The sequence below is a fragment of the Caballeronia sp. GAFFF1 genome, from assembly GCF_023630705.1.
Taxonomy (GTDB): domain Bacteria; phylum Pseudomonadota; class Gammaproteobacteria; order Burkholderiales; family Burkholderiaceae; genus Caballeronia.
In genome coordinates this window covers 226,082-243,806 of sequence record NZ_JALQEM010000032.1, presented here as the reverse complement: position 1 = coordinate 243,806, position 17,725 = coordinate 226,082, and the positions used below count along the sequence as shown (strand labels likewise).

At 62.0% G+C, this 17,725-nt stretch carries 15 protein-coding genes; 6 read left to right on the top strand and 9 right to left on the bottom strand.

Annotated features, from left to right (window positions below; all coding sequences use genetic code 11):
• Positions 1-3 precede the first annotated feature (3 nt).
• Positions 4-2,349, top strand: coding sequence for a hypothetical protein (locus NCR37_RS19360; RefSeq protein WP_250474448.1), 2,346 nt, complete (start codon positions 4-6; stop codon positions 2,347-2,349).
• 6 nt (positions 2,350-2,355) lie between these two features.
• Entirely contained in the window at positions 2,356-2,955 is a 600-nt protein-coding gene (locus NCR37_RS28725) for an XAC2610-related protein (RefSeq protein WP_502800558.1), read from the top strand.
• Positions 2,956-4,561: 1,606 nt separating this feature from the next.
• Here the strand turns inward: NCR37_RS28725 and NCR37_RS19355 are convergent.
• The 6 genes from NCR37_RS19355 to NCR37_RS19330 are packed head-to-tail and all read right to left on the bottom strand — an operon-like array spanning position 4,562 to position 11,297.
• Positions 4,562-5,683, bottom strand: coding sequence for a Gfo/Idh/MocA family protein (locus tag NCR37_RS19355; protein WP_250474447.1), 1,122 nt, complete (start codon positions 5,681-5,683; stop codon positions 4,562-4,564).
• Complete coding sequence (locus NCR37_RS19350; RefSeq protein WP_250474446.1) at positions 5,680-6,741, bottom strand: sugar phosphate isomerase/epimerase family protein; 1,062 nt, start codon at positions 6,739-6,741, stop codon at positions 5,680-5,682. The genes NCR37_RS19355 and NCR37_RS19350 overlap by 4 nt, the downstream gene beginning before the upstream one ends.
• A gap of 55 nt (positions 6,742-6,796) precedes the next feature.
• A complete protein-coding gene (locus NCR37_RS19345) occupies positions 6,797-7,759 on the bottom strand; it encodes a substrate-binding domain-containing protein (RefSeq protein WP_250474445.1) in 963 nt (320 codons plus the stop codon).
• A gap of 31 nt (positions 7,760-7,790) precedes the next feature.
• Positions 7,791-8,807 carry an ABC transporter permease gene (locus NCR37_RS19340; protein WP_250474444.1) on the bottom strand — a complete coding sequence of 339 codons (1,017 nt, stop codon included), beginning with the start codon at positions 8,805-8,807 and terminating at the stop codon, positions 7,791-7,793.
• Positions 8,788-10,275 carry a sugar ABC transporter ATP-binding protein gene (locus tag NCR37_RS19335; protein ID WP_250474443.1) on the bottom strand — a complete coding sequence of 496 codons (1,488 nt, stop codon included), beginning with the start codon at positions 10,273-10,275 and terminating at the stop codon, positions 8,788-8,790. Before NCR37_RS19335 ends, NCR37_RS19340 begins: the two co-directional genes overlap by 20 nt.
• A gap of 2 nt (positions 10,276-10,277) precedes the next feature.
• Positions 10,278-11,297, bottom strand: a complete 1,020-nt coding sequence (locus NCR37_RS19330) for a LacI family DNA-binding transcriptional regulator (protein ID WP_250474442.1) — start codon at positions 11,295-11,297, stop codon at positions 10,278-10,280.
• Positions 11,298-11,495: 198 nt separating this feature from the next.
• On the opposite strand from NCR37_RS19330, the gene NCR37_RS19325 reads away from it, so the two are divergent.
• Positions 11,496-11,915 (top strand): YciI family protein, encoded by a 420-nt coding sequence (locus NCR37_RS19325; protein ID WP_244849746.1) that lies wholly within the window; start codon positions 11,496-11,498, stop codon positions 11,913-11,915.
• On the opposite strand, the gene NCR37_RS19320 is transcribed toward NCR37_RS19325, so the two are convergent.
• Together NCR37_RS19320 and NCR37_RS19315 are read right to left on the bottom strand one after the other, a co-directional pair.
• Positions 11,912-12,619 carry an SDR family oxidoreductase gene (locus NCR37_RS19320; RefSeq protein ID WP_250474441.1) on the bottom strand — a complete coding sequence of 236 codons (708 nt, stop codon included), beginning with the start codon at positions 12,617-12,619 and terminating at the stop codon, positions 11,912-11,914. The genes NCR37_RS19325 and NCR37_RS19320 overlap by 4 nt on opposite strands.
• Positions 12,620-12,695: 76 nt before the next feature.
• On the bottom strand, positions 12,696-13,124 hold the full coding sequence (locus NCR37_RS19315; RefSeq protein WP_248322910.1) for a MarR family winged helix-turn-helix transcriptional regulator: 429 nt from the start codon (positions 13,122-13,124) through the stop codon (positions 12,696-12,698).
• A 361-nt stretch (positions 13,125-13,485) separates the two neighbouring features.
• On the opposite strand from NCR37_RS19315, the gene NCR37_RS19310 reads away from it, so the two are divergent.
• Positions 13,486-14,646, top strand: coding sequence for a branched-chain amino acid ABC transporter substrate-binding protein (locus tag NCR37_RS19310; RefSeq protein ID WP_250474440.1), 1,161 nt, complete (start codon positions 13,486-13,488; stop codon positions 14,644-14,646).
• Between the two features lie 3 nt (positions 14,647-14,649).
• Here NCR37_RS19310 and NCR37_RS19305 read toward each other — a convergent pair whose 3' ends face one another.
• The gene (locus NCR37_RS19305) at positions 14,650-15,588 is read right to left on the bottom strand and encodes a LysR substrate-binding domain-containing protein (protein ID WP_250474439.1); all 939 of its coding nucleotides are present in this window, start codon (positions 15,586-15,588) and stop codon (positions 14,650-14,652) included.
• 93 nt (positions 15,589-15,681) lie between these two features.
• Between NCR37_RS19305 and NCR37_RS19300 the strand changes: the two genes are divergently transcribed.
• Together NCR37_RS19300 and NCR37_RS19295 are read left to right on the top strand one after the other, a co-directional pair.
• On the top strand, positions 15,682-16,836 hold the full coding sequence (locus NCR37_RS19300) for a methionine aminotransferase (protein WP_250474438.1): 1,155 nt from the start codon (positions 15,682-15,684) through the stop codon (positions 16,834-16,836).
• Positions 16,837-16,859: 23 nt separating this feature from the next.
• Complete coding sequence (locus NCR37_RS19295; protein WP_250474437.1) at positions 16,860-17,642, top strand: ABC transporter substrate-binding protein; 783 nt, start codon at positions 16,860-16,862, stop codon at positions 17,640-17,642.
• The last annotated feature ends 83 nt before the right edge of the window (positions 17,643-17,725 follow it).

Sequence of the window (17,725 nt, the reverse complement as noted above, 5' to 3'; positions counted from 1 at the left end):
GCCATGATTATCAGCCCCCCCTTTCTACCGCAGTCCGCGCTTAATGCCCGGAACAATGCCGACCCCGATGCGATGATGACCGCAGTCGAAGCATATGAGGCGGGATATCACGGCTGCTTTCCGGTGACAGTCGACCGCCGCTGGCATTGCGGCATTCATCTTGTGCCTGCGTCGCAGTCGGAGCCCGTTCGAGCCATCGCAGACGGAGAGGTCGTCGCCTACCGTATCAGTCAAAGTCCGATTTCCGATGGTCACGTTGACCAAACGACAGGACGCCAGGTGCTGAACACGAACACAGGGTTCGTGCTTCTTCGCCACGTCACCGAGACGGGAGAAGAACGCAAGCTCACCTTTTACTCGCTATATATGCACCTGCTCGATCTCACCGCTCAGCATGCGTTGATCTCATCGCAGGTCGGGAACCCGCCTGAAAAGACCTCGCCGACTGCCCTTTCGTCTTGGCTGCTCGAGGCTGGGGAGAATGTCAAACCAGGAAACGGAAAGAAGGTGTGTCGAAAGGATATGCTCGGGTATCAAGGGCAGTCGCAAGGACTGCGGCACTTGCATGTCGAGATATTCATGACCGAAGAGGATTTCACCGCTTGGTTTCAGAAACCTGGCCGCGATGTGCAGTTGGGCGAGAAGAACCCTAAACAGCCGACATCGGACGATTGGTGGGGACATGCATACTTCGTCATTCCGGCATCGGTTCAATTTGTCGATCGCCCCGGGACGCAACACGACGATACCTGGTTTCCCAGGTTGGCCGCCGGTCGATTGCCAAACGACAGAAGTAAGCTCTACGTCGAGGCATATTTTCACTTGGGGCAACGCTATACACGTGCGTGGTTGGATGAACATGGTGATGGCAATTGCGTGCTACTCACCCATGATCCGATCAAGGATCGCTACGACGACTACGAATACAAACTGTATGAGCGCGCGATGGCCCTCTACCCAAAATGCGCGAGCGACGGCTATGAGCTACTACGGTTTGGGCGCATCCTTTCGCAAGCTCCCACGCTAACTTCCGCCGCCGATACAGCGACGTGGGTTGCGGTGCCGTTTGGTGCCGACGGCAGACAGGGCTACGTGAATCTTGCTCAAACATCGATCGTCAAGCTGTCGGATGCTGACTTCCCGTTCTTCACTGGCTGGCAGAAAATCGACTCCGCAAGTGCACCCGTTGGCTCGGATGGCTTATTCGATTACGACAAACTCTGCCGACTTCTCAACGATACACCTCATCCGGCAATCGCTGCGTCTGGGGCGTCCGATCCAAGGGCTCTTGATCGACAAGTCTCGAACTACGTACAAGGCACCGACGGTGCGCGGATCGCAATGTCCGGGTTTGTATGTCACGCGAAGAGCGAGTGGGATCCTGCTAACAACGCGGCCCGCTATCAAGACTTGAACAAACCTGACGGTTATTTCGGCCAGCGAAAGGCAACGGACCCGGACGGCTATGACAAATTCATTAGCTTCCTCAAGAAGCTTCAGTTTTTGGACAAGGTTCCGCAGTTGGCAGGCGGGAAGAAGTTCTGGTTTTTTCATCCGCTCGCTTTCATTCGGCATTTCAGGAAATGCGGTTGGCTAAGCGATGCCGAGCTCGGAAGAGCTATCCCCCGAAGGATCATTGAGCAGACGAGAGATCACGCTCATCGTACGGTCTATCCGACCTCTTTGATGGAATGGAGGGTGGCCCATTCGCGCAGCCAGCGTTTTGTCAAACCATTGAACCTTGCCCTAAGAAAGTATTGCATTTCGAACAATGCCATCCGGCTATCGTATTTCCTCGGAAATGCGATTCAAGAAACGACATACCTGAGCAGCACGACTGAGCTCGGCGGATCTAATACACGCTATGCCCCTTGGTTTGGACGCGGCGTTATTCAACTTACCTTTGAAGAGAACTACAGGCGTTACGGGACTTTCAGAGGCTGGAACGATGCCCCCGCAACGTACCGGGACCTTTTGGCGACGGATCTAGTTATAGCGAGCGACTCGGCCGGGTTCTACTGGGTCTCTTGCGCAAAACCCGCTGGCCAGATGCATAACATCAACCGAGAGGGCGACGTGCAGCCCGAGTTCGAGCGCACCATCGTCTCGAACGCGTGCTCGGACTATAGCTATGGTCAGCATAGCTGTCGAAGGGAGTTGTCACCGATGGATTTTCTAAGTTGCAAACAGTTCGAGAGAGCAGCCCGCGCGGTCAATACCGGCAATCCGAATAGCACCATTCCGATGAACGGCCTGATTCCTCGAACCAATGTTTTCTTAGCTGCTATTGCTGTGATGTCAGACGTTCTGATCGACTTCACCGCGGCATATGACCAGAAACCTGTTTAAGACACCATGAGAACGTTTCAGTTGCGAAGGAACAGAATGCGAACCAGATGTCTGAGAAGCGTGGGAAGCCTCGCTGCAGTCAGTGCGCTCATGTGTGCACTTGCGACTACCACCGTGTGTTGCGGAGAATCCGTGGCCAAGCCAAACTTAAGAATTGAAGGGTCCGTGGTTTTCATCAAGACTCCTGCAGGAAAAGACCAGAAGCTAGTGTTCGACCATACGATAGTCGCGTCCGATATCACAGTACAAAGCCTCTCGTTCGGACGGTTCGCAGATTTAAAGGTTCTTGACACGGAGGGCGCAAATCAAAAGCTGTATAAGGTCTTCTTGTACCATCCGGACACGGGGCTCTATGTCTTCAATTCGAAGCTCAGTAATATACCTTGCTTAGAAGTCGATCAGAGGCGGAAGCAATTGATAGGAGCCTGTTTTCACGCGAGTGCTTGTGAAAACTGGACGGAGCGGTACAAATTTTCTCCCCCTGAAAAGCTATCGCTTGTAGAAAGGGCCGGGACATATTGCGATGCAGCCGGAGAAGGCTACGAATACATCGAGAAGTATAGTAACGGGAAGACAGTTTCGTCTACCGTGAGGCCTGCCCGATAGGAAGTTCCACCGGAAGGTCGGCGAGAATGCTTCAAGGCGCATAAGTTATCAATGTCGCGGAAGCATACTTTGCTGAACCTGTCGGATTCGTCGTGCGCCGAGGTCATTAGACGATAGACGATACAGCGTCCTATGACCGAAGCGCCCGACAAGGAAGACCGAGCCTCCAAAGAGCCGAAGCGGTTCCGATCAGTTGTTGAGCGATCGACTGGAGGAGAGCGAACGCTCAGAAGGCTTTGAGTAGCAGCACCGATCAATGAAGTGTAGAAGCGGATTACTTGGCACCCTAGTTTGCGTTCTATCTCTTGAGTGAGCGGGCGCGCGTTCGAAAAAAATGGTTCAACACTTCTAAGCCCGAGGAAGATGACACACCTTGTCAATCACATTATCACTTTAAGCTCGGCAGAACAAAACGGCAATGCTGACTTCTATTAGGGTCGTGCTGATGAAGGACTCGGACGAATGGACGAGTCCGAACTCCAGCGAAAAGTTCGATCTACGAGGGATCAACTCTCCGGCAATTGGGTTCGAGCCTAAGTGCGAAGCGGCCCTCATACCGATGACAGTGAAATGTTAGTCGGAACGCGCAAGTCAGCGGACTCAAGGGCGCGCTTGCAGTGACATATGGTTCAAGATCTTCGCCGAGTCTGTCAATTTCCTGTCGTAAGGCGAAATCTCGAAAGCCCGCTCTCAACTCTAGGGTTTTTCGAGGAAACATCACTGCAACGGTGACTCAAAGAGACGACCCATTCGAGCGAACGTGGTTGTCCGCAAGAAATCTGAGCAAAAACCAGTGAAAGAGGGCAACGAACCCATAGTTGCCCGAGACGCGGTTACGGATGACGCAGCTAGCCCACCCTTTGCCCACCCATGAACAAGCGAGGATTTGATAGGCAAATGTTTGTGGCGGTGCAGCGCTTCATCAACAATGCACGCCAGCGCAGGCGTACCTGGGCCAGCAAGGTAGTCGCTATACTGACGTTCAACCAGCTCAAAGATCCTTACTTGCTGAAACGGCGGAAATTATCACAAGTGGGACGAGCGTACGCGAACAAGGATTAGAGCATCCGGAGATGGTATGTGATCTTCAGACGGGGAATATAAGATAGGACACGATTGTTACTGCGAACCTGGACAAGTCACTCACGAACTCCATCAGCGAGATAAAGACCAATATGGAAATATGGAGCAGGCCAAACAACGGGCCATCCGTGAAAATACAGGGAAGGTCGTTATGCCGATCATGTTGAAGGCTTCGAGTGAATTTCTTCGGTCTGGTTGCCGTTATGCTACTCGCGAATCATTCATTTGCTGCACGTCACACACCGGACGGCGTACTGGTTCTGACGGAAGGATAGCTCCGATACGCAGTGGGATAATCGTCGTCGATGCGCCTCGCGACAAGCGAGTTATCAGCTCGCCGCCTTCTGCCCAGCGAGCGTTATTGGCCGCAACGAGATCGTGTTCCCCAAAGCGTCGTCGCGTCACCTGGAGGAAAGGCGAGCAGGCGGCTCGTGGAGGCAGAGCTGTTCGCTGCCACGTAGGCGCGCGTAGAGACTTGCTTCGAAATAGTCGTTCACGTAGCGACGGTCGACCGCCGCTTCTCCTACTCCACCCCCACCCACTCCCCATCCCCCGCACTACTCCTCAACACCGCCTCCACAAACCTCAACCCCGCGACCCCATCCTCCACAGTCGTAAGCCACTCATCACCCTGCGTCGTCCCGAGCGCAATACACCCCGCCGCATCCGCATAAACCTGCGCGAACGCTTCGATATACCCTTCCGGATGCCCCGCCGGCACGCGCGTCGCACGAAGCGCCTCGGGGCTTTGCACACGCCCGCGCGTGATGCGCTCCGACGCCCCACCGACCGGCGTGAACCACAGCTCGTTCGGCGCTTGCTGGTCGAACATCAAACCGGCCTTCGTGCCGTACACGCGCAGCCGCAGCGCGTTCTCCTCGCCCGCCGCGACCTGACTCGCCCACAGCATGCCACGCGCGCCGTTTGCATAACGCAGCATGGCCTGCACGTGATCGTCGACGCGTCGTCCCGGCACGAACGTCGTCGCTTCCGCCGATAGCTGCGAGGGCCGCATGCCCGTCACATACTCGGCCAACTGATACGCATGCGTGCCGATATCGCCGAGACAGCCCGCCGGGCCCGCGAGCGCCGGATCGGTGCGCCACGCCGCCTGCCGGTTCGCCTGCGTCTCGACCGGCATCGAAAGCCAGTCCTGCGCATACTCCACCTGCACGACGCGGATATCGCCGAGCGCGCCGTTCCGCACCAGCGCGCGCGCATGGCGCACGAGCGGATAGCCGGTGTACGTGTATGTCACCGCGAACACGCGGTTCTTATCCCGCGCGAGCTTCGCCAACGCCTCGCCTTCATCGAGCGATACCGCGAGCGGCTTGTCGCAGATCACGTGGATGCCGGCTTCCAGAAACGCCGTCGCAATGGGCGCGTGCAGATGATTCGGCGTGACGATCGCAACCGCTTCGATGCCGTCGGCGCGACTCGCTTCGACGCGCGCCATCTCACGGTAATCGTCGTAGCTGCGCGGCAAGCCGATGGCCGCAGCGCTCGCCGCCGCGCGCTGCGGATCGGACGACAACGCGCCCGCCAGCAACTCATACCGGTCATCCAGCCGCGCCGCCATGCGATGCACCGCGCCGATAAACGCGCCCTCGCCGCCGCCGACCATGCCGAGCCGCACGCGCCTCATCGCTGACCTCCAATCCCCAGGACATCGCGCATTTGTTCACGGCTCGCGCCGCTGCCGGCAAAGTCGTCGAACGCATGCTCGGCCACGCGAATGATGTGATCGCGGATGAACGTTGCGCCTTGCCGCGCGCCGTCCTCCGGATGCTTCAACGCGCATTCCCATTCCAGCACGGCCCAGCCGGGAAAGTCGTATTGCGCCATCTTCGAGAAGATCGCCTTGAAGTCGATCTGGCCGTCGCCGAGCGACCGGAAACGCCCCGCGCGCTCGACCCATCCCGAATAGCCGCCGTACACGCCTTGGCGACCGTTCGGCCGGAACTCCGCGTCCTTCACATGGAACGCCTTGATGCGCGCGTGATAGATGTCGATGAACGCGAGGTAGTCCAGTTGCTGCAAGACGAAGTGACTCGGATCGTAAAGGATGTTCGCGCGCGGATGATCGTCCACGGCCGCGAGAAAACGCTCGAACGTCACGCCGTCGTGCAGGTCTTCGCCGGGATGCAGCTCGTAGCACACGTCGATGCCCGCGCGGTCGAACTCATCCAGAATCGGACGCCAGCGCGTGGCCAATTCATCGAAAGCGGCTTCGACGAGACCCGCCGGGCGCTGCGGCCACGGATACACGTACGGCCACGCGAGCGCGCCGGAGAACGTGACGTGCGCACTCAAGCCCAGCCGCTTCGATGCCGCGGCCGCGTGCTTCAACTGCGATATCGCCCATTCGGTGCGCGCCTGCGGGTTGCCGCGCACATGCGGCGCGGCGAAGCCGTCGAAAAGCGTGTCGTAGGCCGGATGCACGGCGACCAGCTGGCCTTGCAAATGCGTCGACAATTCGGTGATGACAACGCCCGCATCCTCGACCGTGCGGCGGATCTCGTCGCAATAGGCATCGCTCGATGCGGCTTTTTCCACGTCGATCAGGCGCGGATCGGCGGGCACCTGAATGCCCTTGTAGCCGAGTCCCGCCGCCCACGACGCCAGACTGGCGAGCGTGTCGAACGGCGCTTCCCCGCCCATGAATTGCGCGAGAAAAATCGCCGGGCCCTTGATGGTCTTCATCTTTCGCCTCGTTAGAAACGCCGGTCAGCGCCATTTAGCGTGACCGGCTGTGCACTCAGAACGGCGAGTTCGGGTAATAGAACTGCTTCGCGTTGTCCTTCGTGATGAGCACCGAAGGAATGATGGTCGTCGGCGGCAGCTTGTCGCCCTTCAGGCGCGCCTCGGCCGTGAGCTTGATCGCGTCGTAGATGAACTTCGGCGAGTACGAGACGTCCGCCTTCACGCGCTGGTCGCCGTCCATGATGCGCTTGACCGCTTCCTTCGATCCCGCGCCGCCGAACACTTCCTTGATATCCGTGCGGTGCGCCTGATCGATCGCCTTGAGCACGCCGATCATCATGTCGTCGTCGGCGGCCCAGACGGCGTCGATATGCTTGAAGCGCGTCAGATAGTCCTGCATCACCTTGAAGGCGTCGTCGCGGTTCCAGTTCGCGTACTTGGCATCCAGAATCTTGATGTCCGGATGCTGCTTCATCACGCCTTCGAAAGCGGTCCAGCGTTCGTTGTCGAGCGTCGTCGGAATGCCGCGCAGCGCGACGATATCGCCCTTGCCGTTCAGCGTCTTTGCCAGATATTCGGCGGGCAGCTTGCCGAACGCCGTGTTATCGCCCGCAACGTACGCGTCTTGCGCGCTGGTGTCGGTCAAACCGCGATCGACCACGGTCACGTACACGCCCTTCTTCTTCACCTGCATGACAGGCTGCGTGAGCGACGCCGATTCGAACGGGAAGATCACGAGCGCGTTGATCTTGTTGACCGTCACGAGATCCTGCAACTGATTGGCCTGCTCGGGCGCGCCGGACGCCGTCTTCACGATGATCTTGAGGTCAGGATGCGCCTTCTCCAGCTCCTTTTTGGCCTCGTTCGCCCACCAGACGATGCCGCCCGTGAAGCCGTGCGTGGCGGTCGGGATGGCGACGCCGAGCACGACTTTGTCGGCGGCGAAGGCGGACGATGCCGTGGCGAACGCGCTCGCCGCGAGCGTCAGCGCGCCGAGCGCGCGAAGCAGTTTTTTCATGACGAAGTCTCCTGTTATTCGAAGTAGGAAGTTACCGACGGCCACGCTGCAAGAAGGCTACGAAAATGATCACGGCGCCCTGCACCGCCGCGTTCAGATACACGCTGATGATGCTCGTGAGGTTCAGGATGTTGTTGATGACCGAAAGCAGGATCGCGCCGATGACGGTGCCGATCACGCGCCCTTCGCCGCCCTTGAGCGCCGTGCCGCCGACCACCACGGCGGCGATCGCTTCGAGTTCCCAGAGAAGACCGGTCGTCGGCGTAGCTGACCCTAAGCGCGGCACATAAAGGACGGTCGCCACGGCCACGCACAGTCCGAGCAGCACGTACGTCGCGATCTTTACGTTATCCACGCGGATGGCCGCATAACGCGCGACCTGTTCGTTCGAGCCGATGGCCTGCACGTGCCGCCCGAACACCGTGCGGTTCAGCACGAGCGCGCCGCCCGCCGCGACCATCGCGAAGACCCAGATGGGCACCGGCACGCCGAACAGATTCGCGTAATACACGGGGCCGTAGAGATCGACGAGCGAATTGTCGAGGGTGAGCGCGCCGCCGTCCGCGAGCCACGTCAGAAGCGCGCGAAACACGCCGAGCGTGCCGAGCGTCACAATGAACGGCTCGATGCGCCCTTTGGTCACGAGCAGTCCGTGCGCGAAGCCGAACAGCGCGCCGAGCACGAGCGCGAGCACGATGCCGAGCGCCACGATCAGAAGCGACGGCAGCGCATGCCCGCGCACGCCTTGAAGCAGGCCGTTCATCATGTAGATCATGCTGCCCGCGATGAGCGCGGCCATCGAGCCCACGGACAGATCGATGCCACCCGAGATGATCACGAAGGTCATGCCCACCGCGATAATCCCGATGAACGACGTGCGCGTGAGCACGTTCATCGCGTTGTCAAAGGTGGCGAAGTCGCCGTTCAGAAGCGTGCCGCCGATGCACAGCGCGATAAGCCCGATCAGCGGCCCGACGCCGAGCAGAAACCGCGCAGTGGCGGTGAGGCGGCTTTCTTGCGCGGTGTCTTCAGTGTGTGCCGGTCGCATGCGCGATCAACCTCTCTTCGGTCAGAAGGTCCATGCCGAGCGTCGCGACCAGTTCGCCCGCGCGCATCACGGCAACGCGATGACACAGCCCGATCAGTTCGATCAGCTCGGAAGAAATGACGATCACCGCGCGGCCTTCGGCGGCGAGGCGGTGAATCAGGAAATAGATGTCGCGTTTCGCGCCGACATCGACGCCGCGCGTGGGCTCGTCCAGCACGACCACGCGCGGATCCGGATGCAGGAACTTCGCGAGCGCGAGCTTTTGCTGGTTGCCGCCCGAGAGCATGCGGGCGCGGCTGCGCGTGTTGCCGGTGCGAATGCCGAAGTCCTTGACCGCGAGCGTCAACGCGTCGCGCTCGGCGCGCGAGTCGATGAGCGGGTGCGCGTAGCGTTCCAGCGTCATCATCGTGAGGTTGTCCTTGAGCGCCATGTCCACGTGCAGGCCGCGTCCCTTGCGGTCTTCGCTCAAGTACGTGATGCCGTGGCGCATCGCGTCGCGCGGGTTCTTGAGCCGCACGCTCTCCCCCTCGATGGCGATGCGCCCCGCCGCGAGCGGCCGCAGGCCGACCAGCGCCTCGAACAACTCCGTGCGTCCCGCGCCGACGAGCCCCGCGAAGCCGAACACTTCGCCCTGGCGCACGGAAAAGCTCACGCCTTCGGCCCATCCGGGCACCGACGCGCCTTCCACCTGAAACGCGAGCGGCGCGTTCGCGGCGAGCGCGGGCTTCTCTGGAAACATGTCGGAGACTTCGCGGCCCACCATGAGATTGGCCATTTCGCGGCGGGTGAGGTCGGCGGTCGGCGCGCGCGCGACGAAGCGGCCATCGCGCATCACGATCACTTCGTCGGTCACGCGTTCCACTTCGTCGAGCTTGTGCGAGATATAGACGATGGTCGTGCCTGCTTCCTTCAGCCGCGCCATCAGCGCGAAAAGGCGCTGCGTCTCCGAGGGCGTGAGCGTAGCGGTCGGCTCGTCCATGACGAGCAGGCGCGTGTCGCGCAGCATGGCCTTCGCGATCTCGACAAGCTGCTTCTCCGCGACGATCAGCTCGCGCACCTTGGTGTCCGGATTCTTGTGCAGGCCGACTTCGTTGAGCGCGGCGCGGGCCTCCTCGCGCATGGCGGGTTCATCGAGGAAGAAGCCTTTGCGCAGTTCGTGGCCGAGAAACATGTTCTGCGTGATGCTCAGGTGATCCGCGAGATTCAGTTCCTGGTGAATCAGCACGATGCCCGCGCGCTCGGCGTCGCGCGAACTCGCGAAGGCGGCGGGCTTGCCGTCGATCAGCACGTCGCCGGCGCTCGCGCGCTCGTAGCCCGCGAGGATTTTCATGAGCGTGGACTTGCCCGCGCCGTTTTCGCCGAGCAAGCCGTAGATGTGCCCCGGCGCGAGATCGAAGCTCACGCCGTGGAGCACGCGCACCGGGCCGAAATTCTTCTCGACTGCGTCAAAGCGCACGGCAAGGGTCATCGTCAGGCGCTCCTTCTTTCTATCAGGCGATGCGGCAGAAGCACGCCGGGCACCTCCGCGCGCGGATCGCGCAGGCGCTTGAGCAAGAGCTCCGCCGCCGTCTCGCCGAGCGCGCGCATCGGCTGCGCGACCGTCGTGAGCGGCGGCACGGCGTGCGCCGCCACGGCAATGTCATCGAAGCCGACGACCGCGACATCTTCCGGCACGCGCAGCCCCGCGCTGCGCAGGCCGTTCAGCACGCCGATGGCGAGCGTGTCCGACACCGCGAAGATGGCGGTCGGCCGGTCGCGCCCGAGCGACGCGAGCTGCCGGGCGGCGCGTTCGCCGGCGTCGTAATCGAGGCTGTCCAGTTCGACCTGCCACGCCGGATTCGCGACAATGCCCGCAGCTTGCAGCGCATCGCGATACCCCGCGAGGCGCTGTCGGCCATACAGATAGCCTTCGCCCGAGTTGATCAGCGCAATGCGCTCGTGGCCCTTGTCCAACAGATAACGCACGACATCGCCTGCGGCAAGATGATTGTCGATGCCCACGTAAGGCACGCGCGCGGCCGGATCGAATTCGCAGCACGCGACCCACGGGAGCGTCGACGCCTGCTCGACGAGCGCCTTCTGCACGGCGGCAGGGTCGAGACAAATGGCGCCGTCCGCGCGACGCCCGCGCAGCAGGTCAAAGTAGCTGCGCTCGCGCAACGGATCGGCGCCGGTGTCGCAGAGAAGCATGAAGTAGCCGTTCTGCCGCGCGACCGTGTCGATGCCGCGCACGATGGCCGCATAGAACGGGTTGCCGAAGTCGGGCACCATGGTGAGAAGCAGGCGGCTCTCGGCCGTGCGCAGATTGCGCGCAAGCTCGTTCACGCGATAGCCGCTCGCCGCGACCGCCTCGCGCACTTTCTCGCGCGTGGCCTCGCGCACATTGCTGTGGCTATTGAGCACGCGCGACACCGTGGCGACGGAGACGCCGGCACGCCGGGCAACGTCGGCGATCGATACTTCCTCGGTTGGACGCACGGTATCGGACATGCTGCGCGCCGGGCGGCGAACGAAATGTAATGGATTACATTATTCGACGGTGTTCGTCCGGAAGGCAACCCGAATCGGATAGGGATAAACGCCTAAGCCAAAAGTTGACGGCTGATGTCGATCACGCGGCGGCGTGCGCGTCGTAAGGTGTGAGCGCGCGGAACTGCGCGTTTGTCGACCTCGAACAGGAGCACTCCCATGCGATTCATGATGCTGATGATCCCGCGCGGCTACGAAAGCGCGGAGCCGGGCGCGATGCCGAGCGCTGAAGCCGTCGCCGCGATGATGAAGTATAACGAAGAACTGCAGAAGGCCGGCGTGCTGCTCGCGCTCGACGGGCTGCACCCACCGTCGATGGGCGCGCGCGTCACGTTCGAAGGCGGCAAGCCGCGGGTGACCGACGGGCCGTTCGCCGAGGCGAAGGAAGTGCTCGGCGGCTACTGGATGATTCAGGTGAAGTCGCGCGAAGAGGCGATCGAATGGGCGAAGCGGTGCCCCGCTTCGGCAAACGAGATCATCGAAGTGCGGCAAGTGCAGGAGTTCGGCGACTTCCCGCCCGACGTGCAGGAAGCCGCCGCCGGCTTCGAAGAAATGCAGAAGGCGCAGAAGCCGGCTTAACCGGGAATGCCGGTGATGTAAATCGGCTTCGCGGTGGACAGCGACTGCTTGACACCGCGGCCGGTGTCATCCACGAGCACTTCTTCTTCGTCTCGCTCGATAGCCGCGAGCACTTGCTCGACCACGCTCGTCGGCGACGTTTTCGGCGCAGTGACTTCCGCGACCATGTCCGTGTCGATGTAGCCCGGATGCACGCCCACCACGAGCGTGCCCTGTCCGCGCAACTCGCCGCGCAGCGCGTTGGTCACGGCCCAGGCCGCCGATTTCGACGCGCTGTAGGCGCCGGCGTCCGGCAGCGCGACCCAGCTCAGCACGGACAGCACGTTGATGACCGCGCCGCCGCCGTTCTTCTTGAGCGTGGGCGCGAACGCCTGCGTCATGGCGAGCGGACCAATCACGTTGACCTCGAAAAGATCGCGCATGGCTTGCGTCGATGCAGGATCGACCAACGCGCCGCGCGCCAACGCCCCCGCGTTGTTGACGACAATCTGCACGTCCGGGTACTTGGCCGCGGCTTCGGCGATGTCGGCGGGCTTCGTGACATCGAGGCGGATGGCTTCGACGCCTTCGATATCCACGCTGCCCGGATTGCGCGCCGCCGCATAAACCTTGGCGGCGCCCGCCTGCAACAGCGACTTCGCGAACTGCTTGCCGAGACCGCGGTTGGCGCCGGTGACGAGTACGACTTTTCCGTTGATCTGCATGACTGTTCCTATTAGTGCATATGCACTTTTAACGACATAAAAAAAGCACGCGGCTTTGCGTGCCCGTTTGCTGGATTCAATCCATCGCGGTGATCTGAAACAGCATCTGACGCAGCGACTTCGCGCGCTTCTCGCCGTACTTCTGCTCGAATTCGGCCTGCGCCGTTCGCCACTTCTCGACGCCCTGCGCGAGCAGCGCCTTCCCCGCCGCCGTCAACGTGAGACCGACCGCTCGAGAATTCGGCGACTGCTGATCCGCCTGCACCATGCCGTCGCGCTGAAGCGGCTTGAGCGCGCGCACGAGCGTGGTGCGGTCCATGACCATGGCGTCCGCGAGTTCGACCATCTGCACGCCGGGCTTGCGCGCAATCGACGCCAGCAGCGTGAATTGCGCCGAAGTCAGGCCGACTTCGCCCATGTGCCGCTCGTAGAGTTGCGAGACATAACGCGCGGCCTGCCGGATGGCGAAGCAGTTGCAGTCGAGAGGAGATGAGTGCGTTGACATGAGTCGTAGCTTATATGTGTATATGCACTGGTGTCAAATGGCGTGTTTTCATCGACGCGATAGGCCAAGCGCATGACGCGGCACGAATCGTCGCGCGCCCGGGCTCGGCGAAAGGCGTGACGCCGCGCCGCGTCTGACAAAGCGCCCTGCCGGGCCTGTGCCGAAATCCGCAGTCGCCGCGCGACGAATCGACAAGACGCGGCCAATTTGGCTTCCTACATTGCCCTTGTCCGCCGTCATGCCGGTACGGATGCCACTTTCGCCGCGCCGAGGGCAACCCCGTCTTGCGGGCGGGTAATTGGTCATGTTCCATGCAGTAGCCGCGTTCCTGGATTGCGAAACCACAAAAGGAGAGGAAACCATGCGTATCCGTACGAACCTCAAACCCTTGGCATGGCTGGTGGCGTGCGCCAGCGCCGCACTCGCCGCCGTGCCCATGACCGCCGCCGCCGAAGATGCCACGGTCAAGATCGGCTTCGCCGCGCCACTCACGGGCGCGAACGCGGGCTACGGAAAGGATCTCCAGAACGGCGTGCAGCTCGCGCTCGACGAGGCGAACGCCAAGAAGATCAGCATAGGCGGCAAGACGGCGAAGTTCGAGATTCAGGCGGAAGACGATCAGGCGGACCCGCGCGTCGGCGTGCAGGCGGCGCAGAAGCTGGTGGATGACGGCGTGGCCGTCGTCGTCGGTCATTTCAATTCCGGCACGACGCTGCCCGCTTCGCCCGTCTACAACAACGCCGGCATTCCGATGATCGATCCGGCCGCGACGAATCCGACCATCACCACGCGCGGCCTCGAGAACGTGTTCACGGTAATTTCCAGCGACGCGCAGAACGCGGGCAATGCCGGCGCGTACGCGGTCACGACGACGAAAGCCAAGCGCATCGCGATCATCGACGACCGCACGGCCTTCGGTCAGGGCGAAGCGGACGAGTTCGAGAAAGCGGCGAAGGCGAAAGGCGGCAATATCGTCGGTCGCGAATTCAGCGACAACCAGACCGTTGATTTCAGCGCGCAACTCACGCGCATCAAGGCCACGAACGCGGACCTGATTTTCTTCGGCGGACTGGACCGGCAGGCGGCGGCTGTCGTGAAGCGCATGAAGCAGCTCGGCATGAACGCGCAGTTCGTGGGCGGCGGCGGCGTGATGGACGCCGACTTCCTGAAACTCGCGGGCGACGCCGCTGAAGGCGCGCAGGCGTGGGAATACGGCAGCCCGCTCGACAAGCTGCCGCAAGGCAAGGCGTTCAGCGAGAAGTTCCAGAAGCGCTTCGGCGTCGCGATTCTGTCGTACGCACCGTTCGGCTACGACGCGGCGTGGGCCGCCATCCACGCAATGGAGAAGGCGAATTCCTCGGATCCGAAGGTGTATCGCCCGGTGCTGAAGAAAATTTCGTTCGAGGGCATCACGGGCCCCATTGCCTTCGACGACAACGGCGCGCTGAAAAACGCGTCATCGACGCTGTATCAGGTGAAGAATGGGCAATGGGAAACCGTCGTCACCAAGCACGGCATGTAGGCGCTATTGAAGACGCAGGGTGTCGCGCGTGGCCGCGGCTTCGCCGTTCAGCCACTGCGCGAACTGCTGCAACGCGGGCGACGGCGCCGGCCGCTCCGGATAGACGAGGTAGTAGGCCGCGCCGCTCGGCACGCGCAACGCGAATGGCGCGATCACGCGTTTCGCGCGCAGGTCTTCTTCGATTAGCGAGACATCGCCGATGGTGACGCCCAGGCCCTGCATCGCCGACGAGATGGCGAGGTCGAGCGTGTCGAAATGTTGCGCCTTCGCGGATGGCAAGCCGTCGTAGCCGTACGCGCCGAGCCACAAGAGCCAGTCGCGGCGATCGCGCGTCGGGTGCAACAGCGTCTGGCCCGCGAGATCGTCGGGCGTCGGCTCCGCGTTGCCGCGCGGTTTCCACAGCTCGGGCGCGCAAACCGGCGTGAGGACTTCATCGAACAGATGGTGCACGGTCAGGCCCTTGCCCGACGGCTTGGCGGACGTCGCGCTAAAGACGATGGCGGCGTCGAACTGTTCCGCATTGAATTCGACGCCGTGCGACACCGACGCCGTCACTTCCACCACCTGTTCGGGCCGCTCGTTTTGCAGCCGGATCACGCGCGGAAGGACCCAGCGCATGGCGCAGGTCGGACACTTGACGCGCAAGGTCCCGGAGGCGCTGCCGCCCTTGGCGAGCGCGTCGCCGATTTGCGCGAATGCCTGCTGCAACGGCGCGATGAGCAGCGCGCCGTGATGCGTGAGCGCGAGCCCGCGCGCCTGCCGCACGAAAAGCGCGTAGCCGAGCTGCGCCTCCAGTCCCGCGATCTGCCGGCTGACCGCGCCCTGCGTCACGTTGAGCGCATCGGCCGCGCGCGTGAAGTTCAGCTTCTGAGCGACAACGAGAAAGGTCTTGAGAACGTCGAGCGAGGGCAGCGGTTTCATCGGGTTAACGAAAGGAGCCATGAGCGGCGCACATGGCTAGTATGACAAAGTTTCGATTGTCGGCCGTTTATTGCCGCGGTTGAATCGTCGCACTGTCCATTGGAGCGAGCCGTCGTGCACAGCGCCTGTATTCCTGAATCGAAGCTGCCGAAAGTCGGCACCACCATTTTCACGGTCATCGGCCAGCTTGCCGAAGAACATCACGCGCTGAACCTGTCGCAAGGCGCGCCGAATTTCGCGTGCGATCCGAAGCTCGTCGAAGGCGTCACGCGAGCCATGCAGGCAGGACATAACCAGTACTCGCCGATGTCCGGAGTGCTTGCGCTGCGCGAGGCAATCGCCGTCAAGACGCAGAAAGTCTACGGCGCGCAGTACGATCCGGGCACGGAAGTGACCGTGGTCGCGAGCGCGAGCGAAGGGCTGTACGCGACCATCAGCGCGCTCGTGCATCCCGGCGACGAGGTGATCTACTTCGAGCCGTCGTTCGACAGCTACGCGCCGATCGTGCAGCTTCAGGGCGCGACGCCGATCGCGATCAAGCTGTCGCCGGAGAATTTCCGCATCGACTGGGACGAAGTCGCCGCCGCCATCACGCCGAAGACGCGCATGATTCTCGTCAACACGCCGCACAATCCGACGGGCAGCGCGTTCACGCCCGCCGACATCGAGCGGCTCACGGCGCTCACGCGCGATACGAAGATCGTCGTGCTGTCGGACGAAGTGTACGAGCACGTCGTGTTCGACGGCGCGCCGCATCATGGCATGGCGCGTTATCCGGCGCTCGCCGAACGCAGCGTGATCGTGTCGTCGTTCGGCAAGTCGTATCACGTGACGGGCTGGCGCGTCGGCTATTGCCTCGCGCCCGCCGCGCTGACAGCCGAGATCCGCAAGATCCACCAGTTCATGACCTTCTCCGCCGACACGCCGATGCAAATGGCGTTCGCCGAGGCGCTCGCCGACGAATCGAGCTATCTGAACCTCGGGCCGTTCTATCAGCACAAGCGCGACGTGCTCGCCAACGCGCTCGCCGGCTCGCGCTTCGAACTGTTGCCGAGCGCAGGCAGTTTCTTCATGCTCGCGCGCTACAGCGCCATCTCGGACGCGCCCGACAGCGATTTCGTGCTGCGGCTGATCCGCGAGGCGCGGGTCGCCACCATTCCGCTGTCCGCGTTCTACACGGACGGCACCGACAATCGCCTGATTCGCCTGTCGTTCGCAAAGGACGACGATACGCTCATTGAAGGCGCGCGCCGCCTTTGCCAGATCTAGCCCTTGATTTCCCGGAGACCACGATGAAGAAGAACCACCTCGCCGCCGCGCTTTTCGTCGCGTGCTCGCTCGCGAGCGGCGCGGCGCTCGCCGCCGACACCCTGCGCTTCGGCGTCGAAGCGCAATACCCGCCGTTCGAATCCAAATCGGCGACGGGGGAACTGCAAGGACTCGATATCGACGTGGGCAATGCCGTCTGCGTCGCCGCGAAGATGCAGTGCAAATGGGTCGAAACGTCGTTCGACGGCCTCATTCCCGCGCTGCAGGGCCGCAAGTTCGACGCGATCAATTCCGCCATGAACGCCACCGAGCAGCGCCGCCAGGCGATCGACTTCACGACCGTCGTGTATCGCGTGCCGACGCAACTCATCGCGAAAACGGGCAGCGGTATCGAACCGACGGCGGCGGCGCTGAAAGGCAAAAGCGTGGGCGTGCTGCAAGGCTCCATTCAGGAGACGTTCGCCAAGGCGCACTGGGAAAACGAAGGCGTGAAGATCGTGCCGTATCAGGACCAGAATCAGGTCTACGCGGACCTCAAGTCCGGCCGTCTCGACGCGACGCTCGTGCTCGCGCCCGCCGGACAAAGCGGGTTCCTCTCGAAGCCGGACGGCGAAGGCTTTTCGTTCGCCGGCGCGCCGGTGCGCGACGACAAGATTCTCGGCAGCGGCATCGCGTACGGCATCCGCAAGGGCGACGATGCGCTGAAGGCCAAGCTCGACGCGGCCATCGCGAAGGTGAAAGCGGACGGCACCATCGACAAGTACGCGAAGAAGTATCTCGGCAACATCGACATTTCAGCGAAGTAAGCTGCGGGCGGCGGCTCTGCAGCTTTTTTGAAGCGCAGGCACACTGGCGGATTCGTTGACATCCGGCCGCGACCTGAGCGTCG

Excerpts from the sequence above, each read along its gene's own strand:
- NCR37_RS19295 (WP_250474437.1), top strand. The coding sequence starts at position 16,860 with ATGAAGAAGAACCACCTCGCCGCCGCGCTTTTCGTCGCGTGCTCGCTC.
- NCR37_RS19330 (WP_250474442.1), bottom strand. The coding sequence starts at position 11,297 with ATGTCCGATACCGTGCGTCCAACCGAGGAAGTATCGATCGCCGACGTT.
- NCR37_RS19355 (WP_250474447.1), bottom strand. The coding sequence starts at position 5,683 with ATGAGGCGCGTGCGGCTCGGCATGGTCGGCGGCGGCGAGGGCGCGTTT.
- NCR37_RS19360 (WP_250474448.1), top strand. The coding sequence starts at position 4 with ATGATTATCAGCCCCCCCTTTCTACCGCAGTCCGCGCTTAATGCCCGG.
- NCR37_RS19320 (WP_250474441.1), bottom strand. The coding sequence starts at position 12,619 with ATGCAGATCAACGGAAAAGTCGTACTCGTCACCGGCGCCAACCGCGGT.
- NCR37_RS19345 (WP_250474445.1), bottom strand. The coding sequence starts at position 7,759 with ATGAAAAAACTGCTTCGCGCGCTCGGCGCGCTGACGCTCGCGGCGAGC.
- NCR37_RS19335 (WP_250474443.1), bottom strand. The coding sequence starts at position 10,275 with ATGACCCTTGCCGTGCGCTTTGACGCAGTCGAGAAGAATTTCGGCCCG.
- NCR37_RS19340 (WP_250474444.1), bottom strand. The coding sequence starts at position 8,807 with ATGCGACCGGCACACACTGAAGACACCGCGCAAGAAAGCCGCCTCACC.
- NCR37_RS19350 (WP_250474446.1), bottom strand. The coding sequence starts at position 6,741 with ATGAAGACCATCAAGGGCCCGGCGATTTTTCTCGCGCAATTCATGGGC.
- NCR37_RS19305 (WP_250474439.1), bottom strand. The coding sequence starts at position 15,588 with ATGGCTCCTTTCGTTAACCCGATGAAACCGCTGCCCTCGCTCGACGTT.
- NCR37_RS19310 (WP_250474440.1), top strand. The coding sequence starts at position 13,486 with ATGCGTATCCGTACGAACCTCAAACCCTTGGCATGGCTGGTGGCGTGC.
- NCR37_RS28725 (WP_502800558.1), top strand. The coding sequence starts at position 2,356 with ATGAGAACGTTTCAGTTGCGAAGGAACAGAATGCGAACCAGATGTCTG.
- NCR37_RS19325 (WP_244849746.1), top strand. The coding sequence starts at position 11,496 with ATGCGATTCATGATGCTGATGATCCCGCGCGGCTACGAAAGCGCGGAG.
- NCR37_RS19315 (WP_248322910.1), bottom strand. The coding sequence starts at position 13,124 with ATGTCAACGCACTCATCTCCTCTCGACTGCAACTGCTTCGCCATCCGG.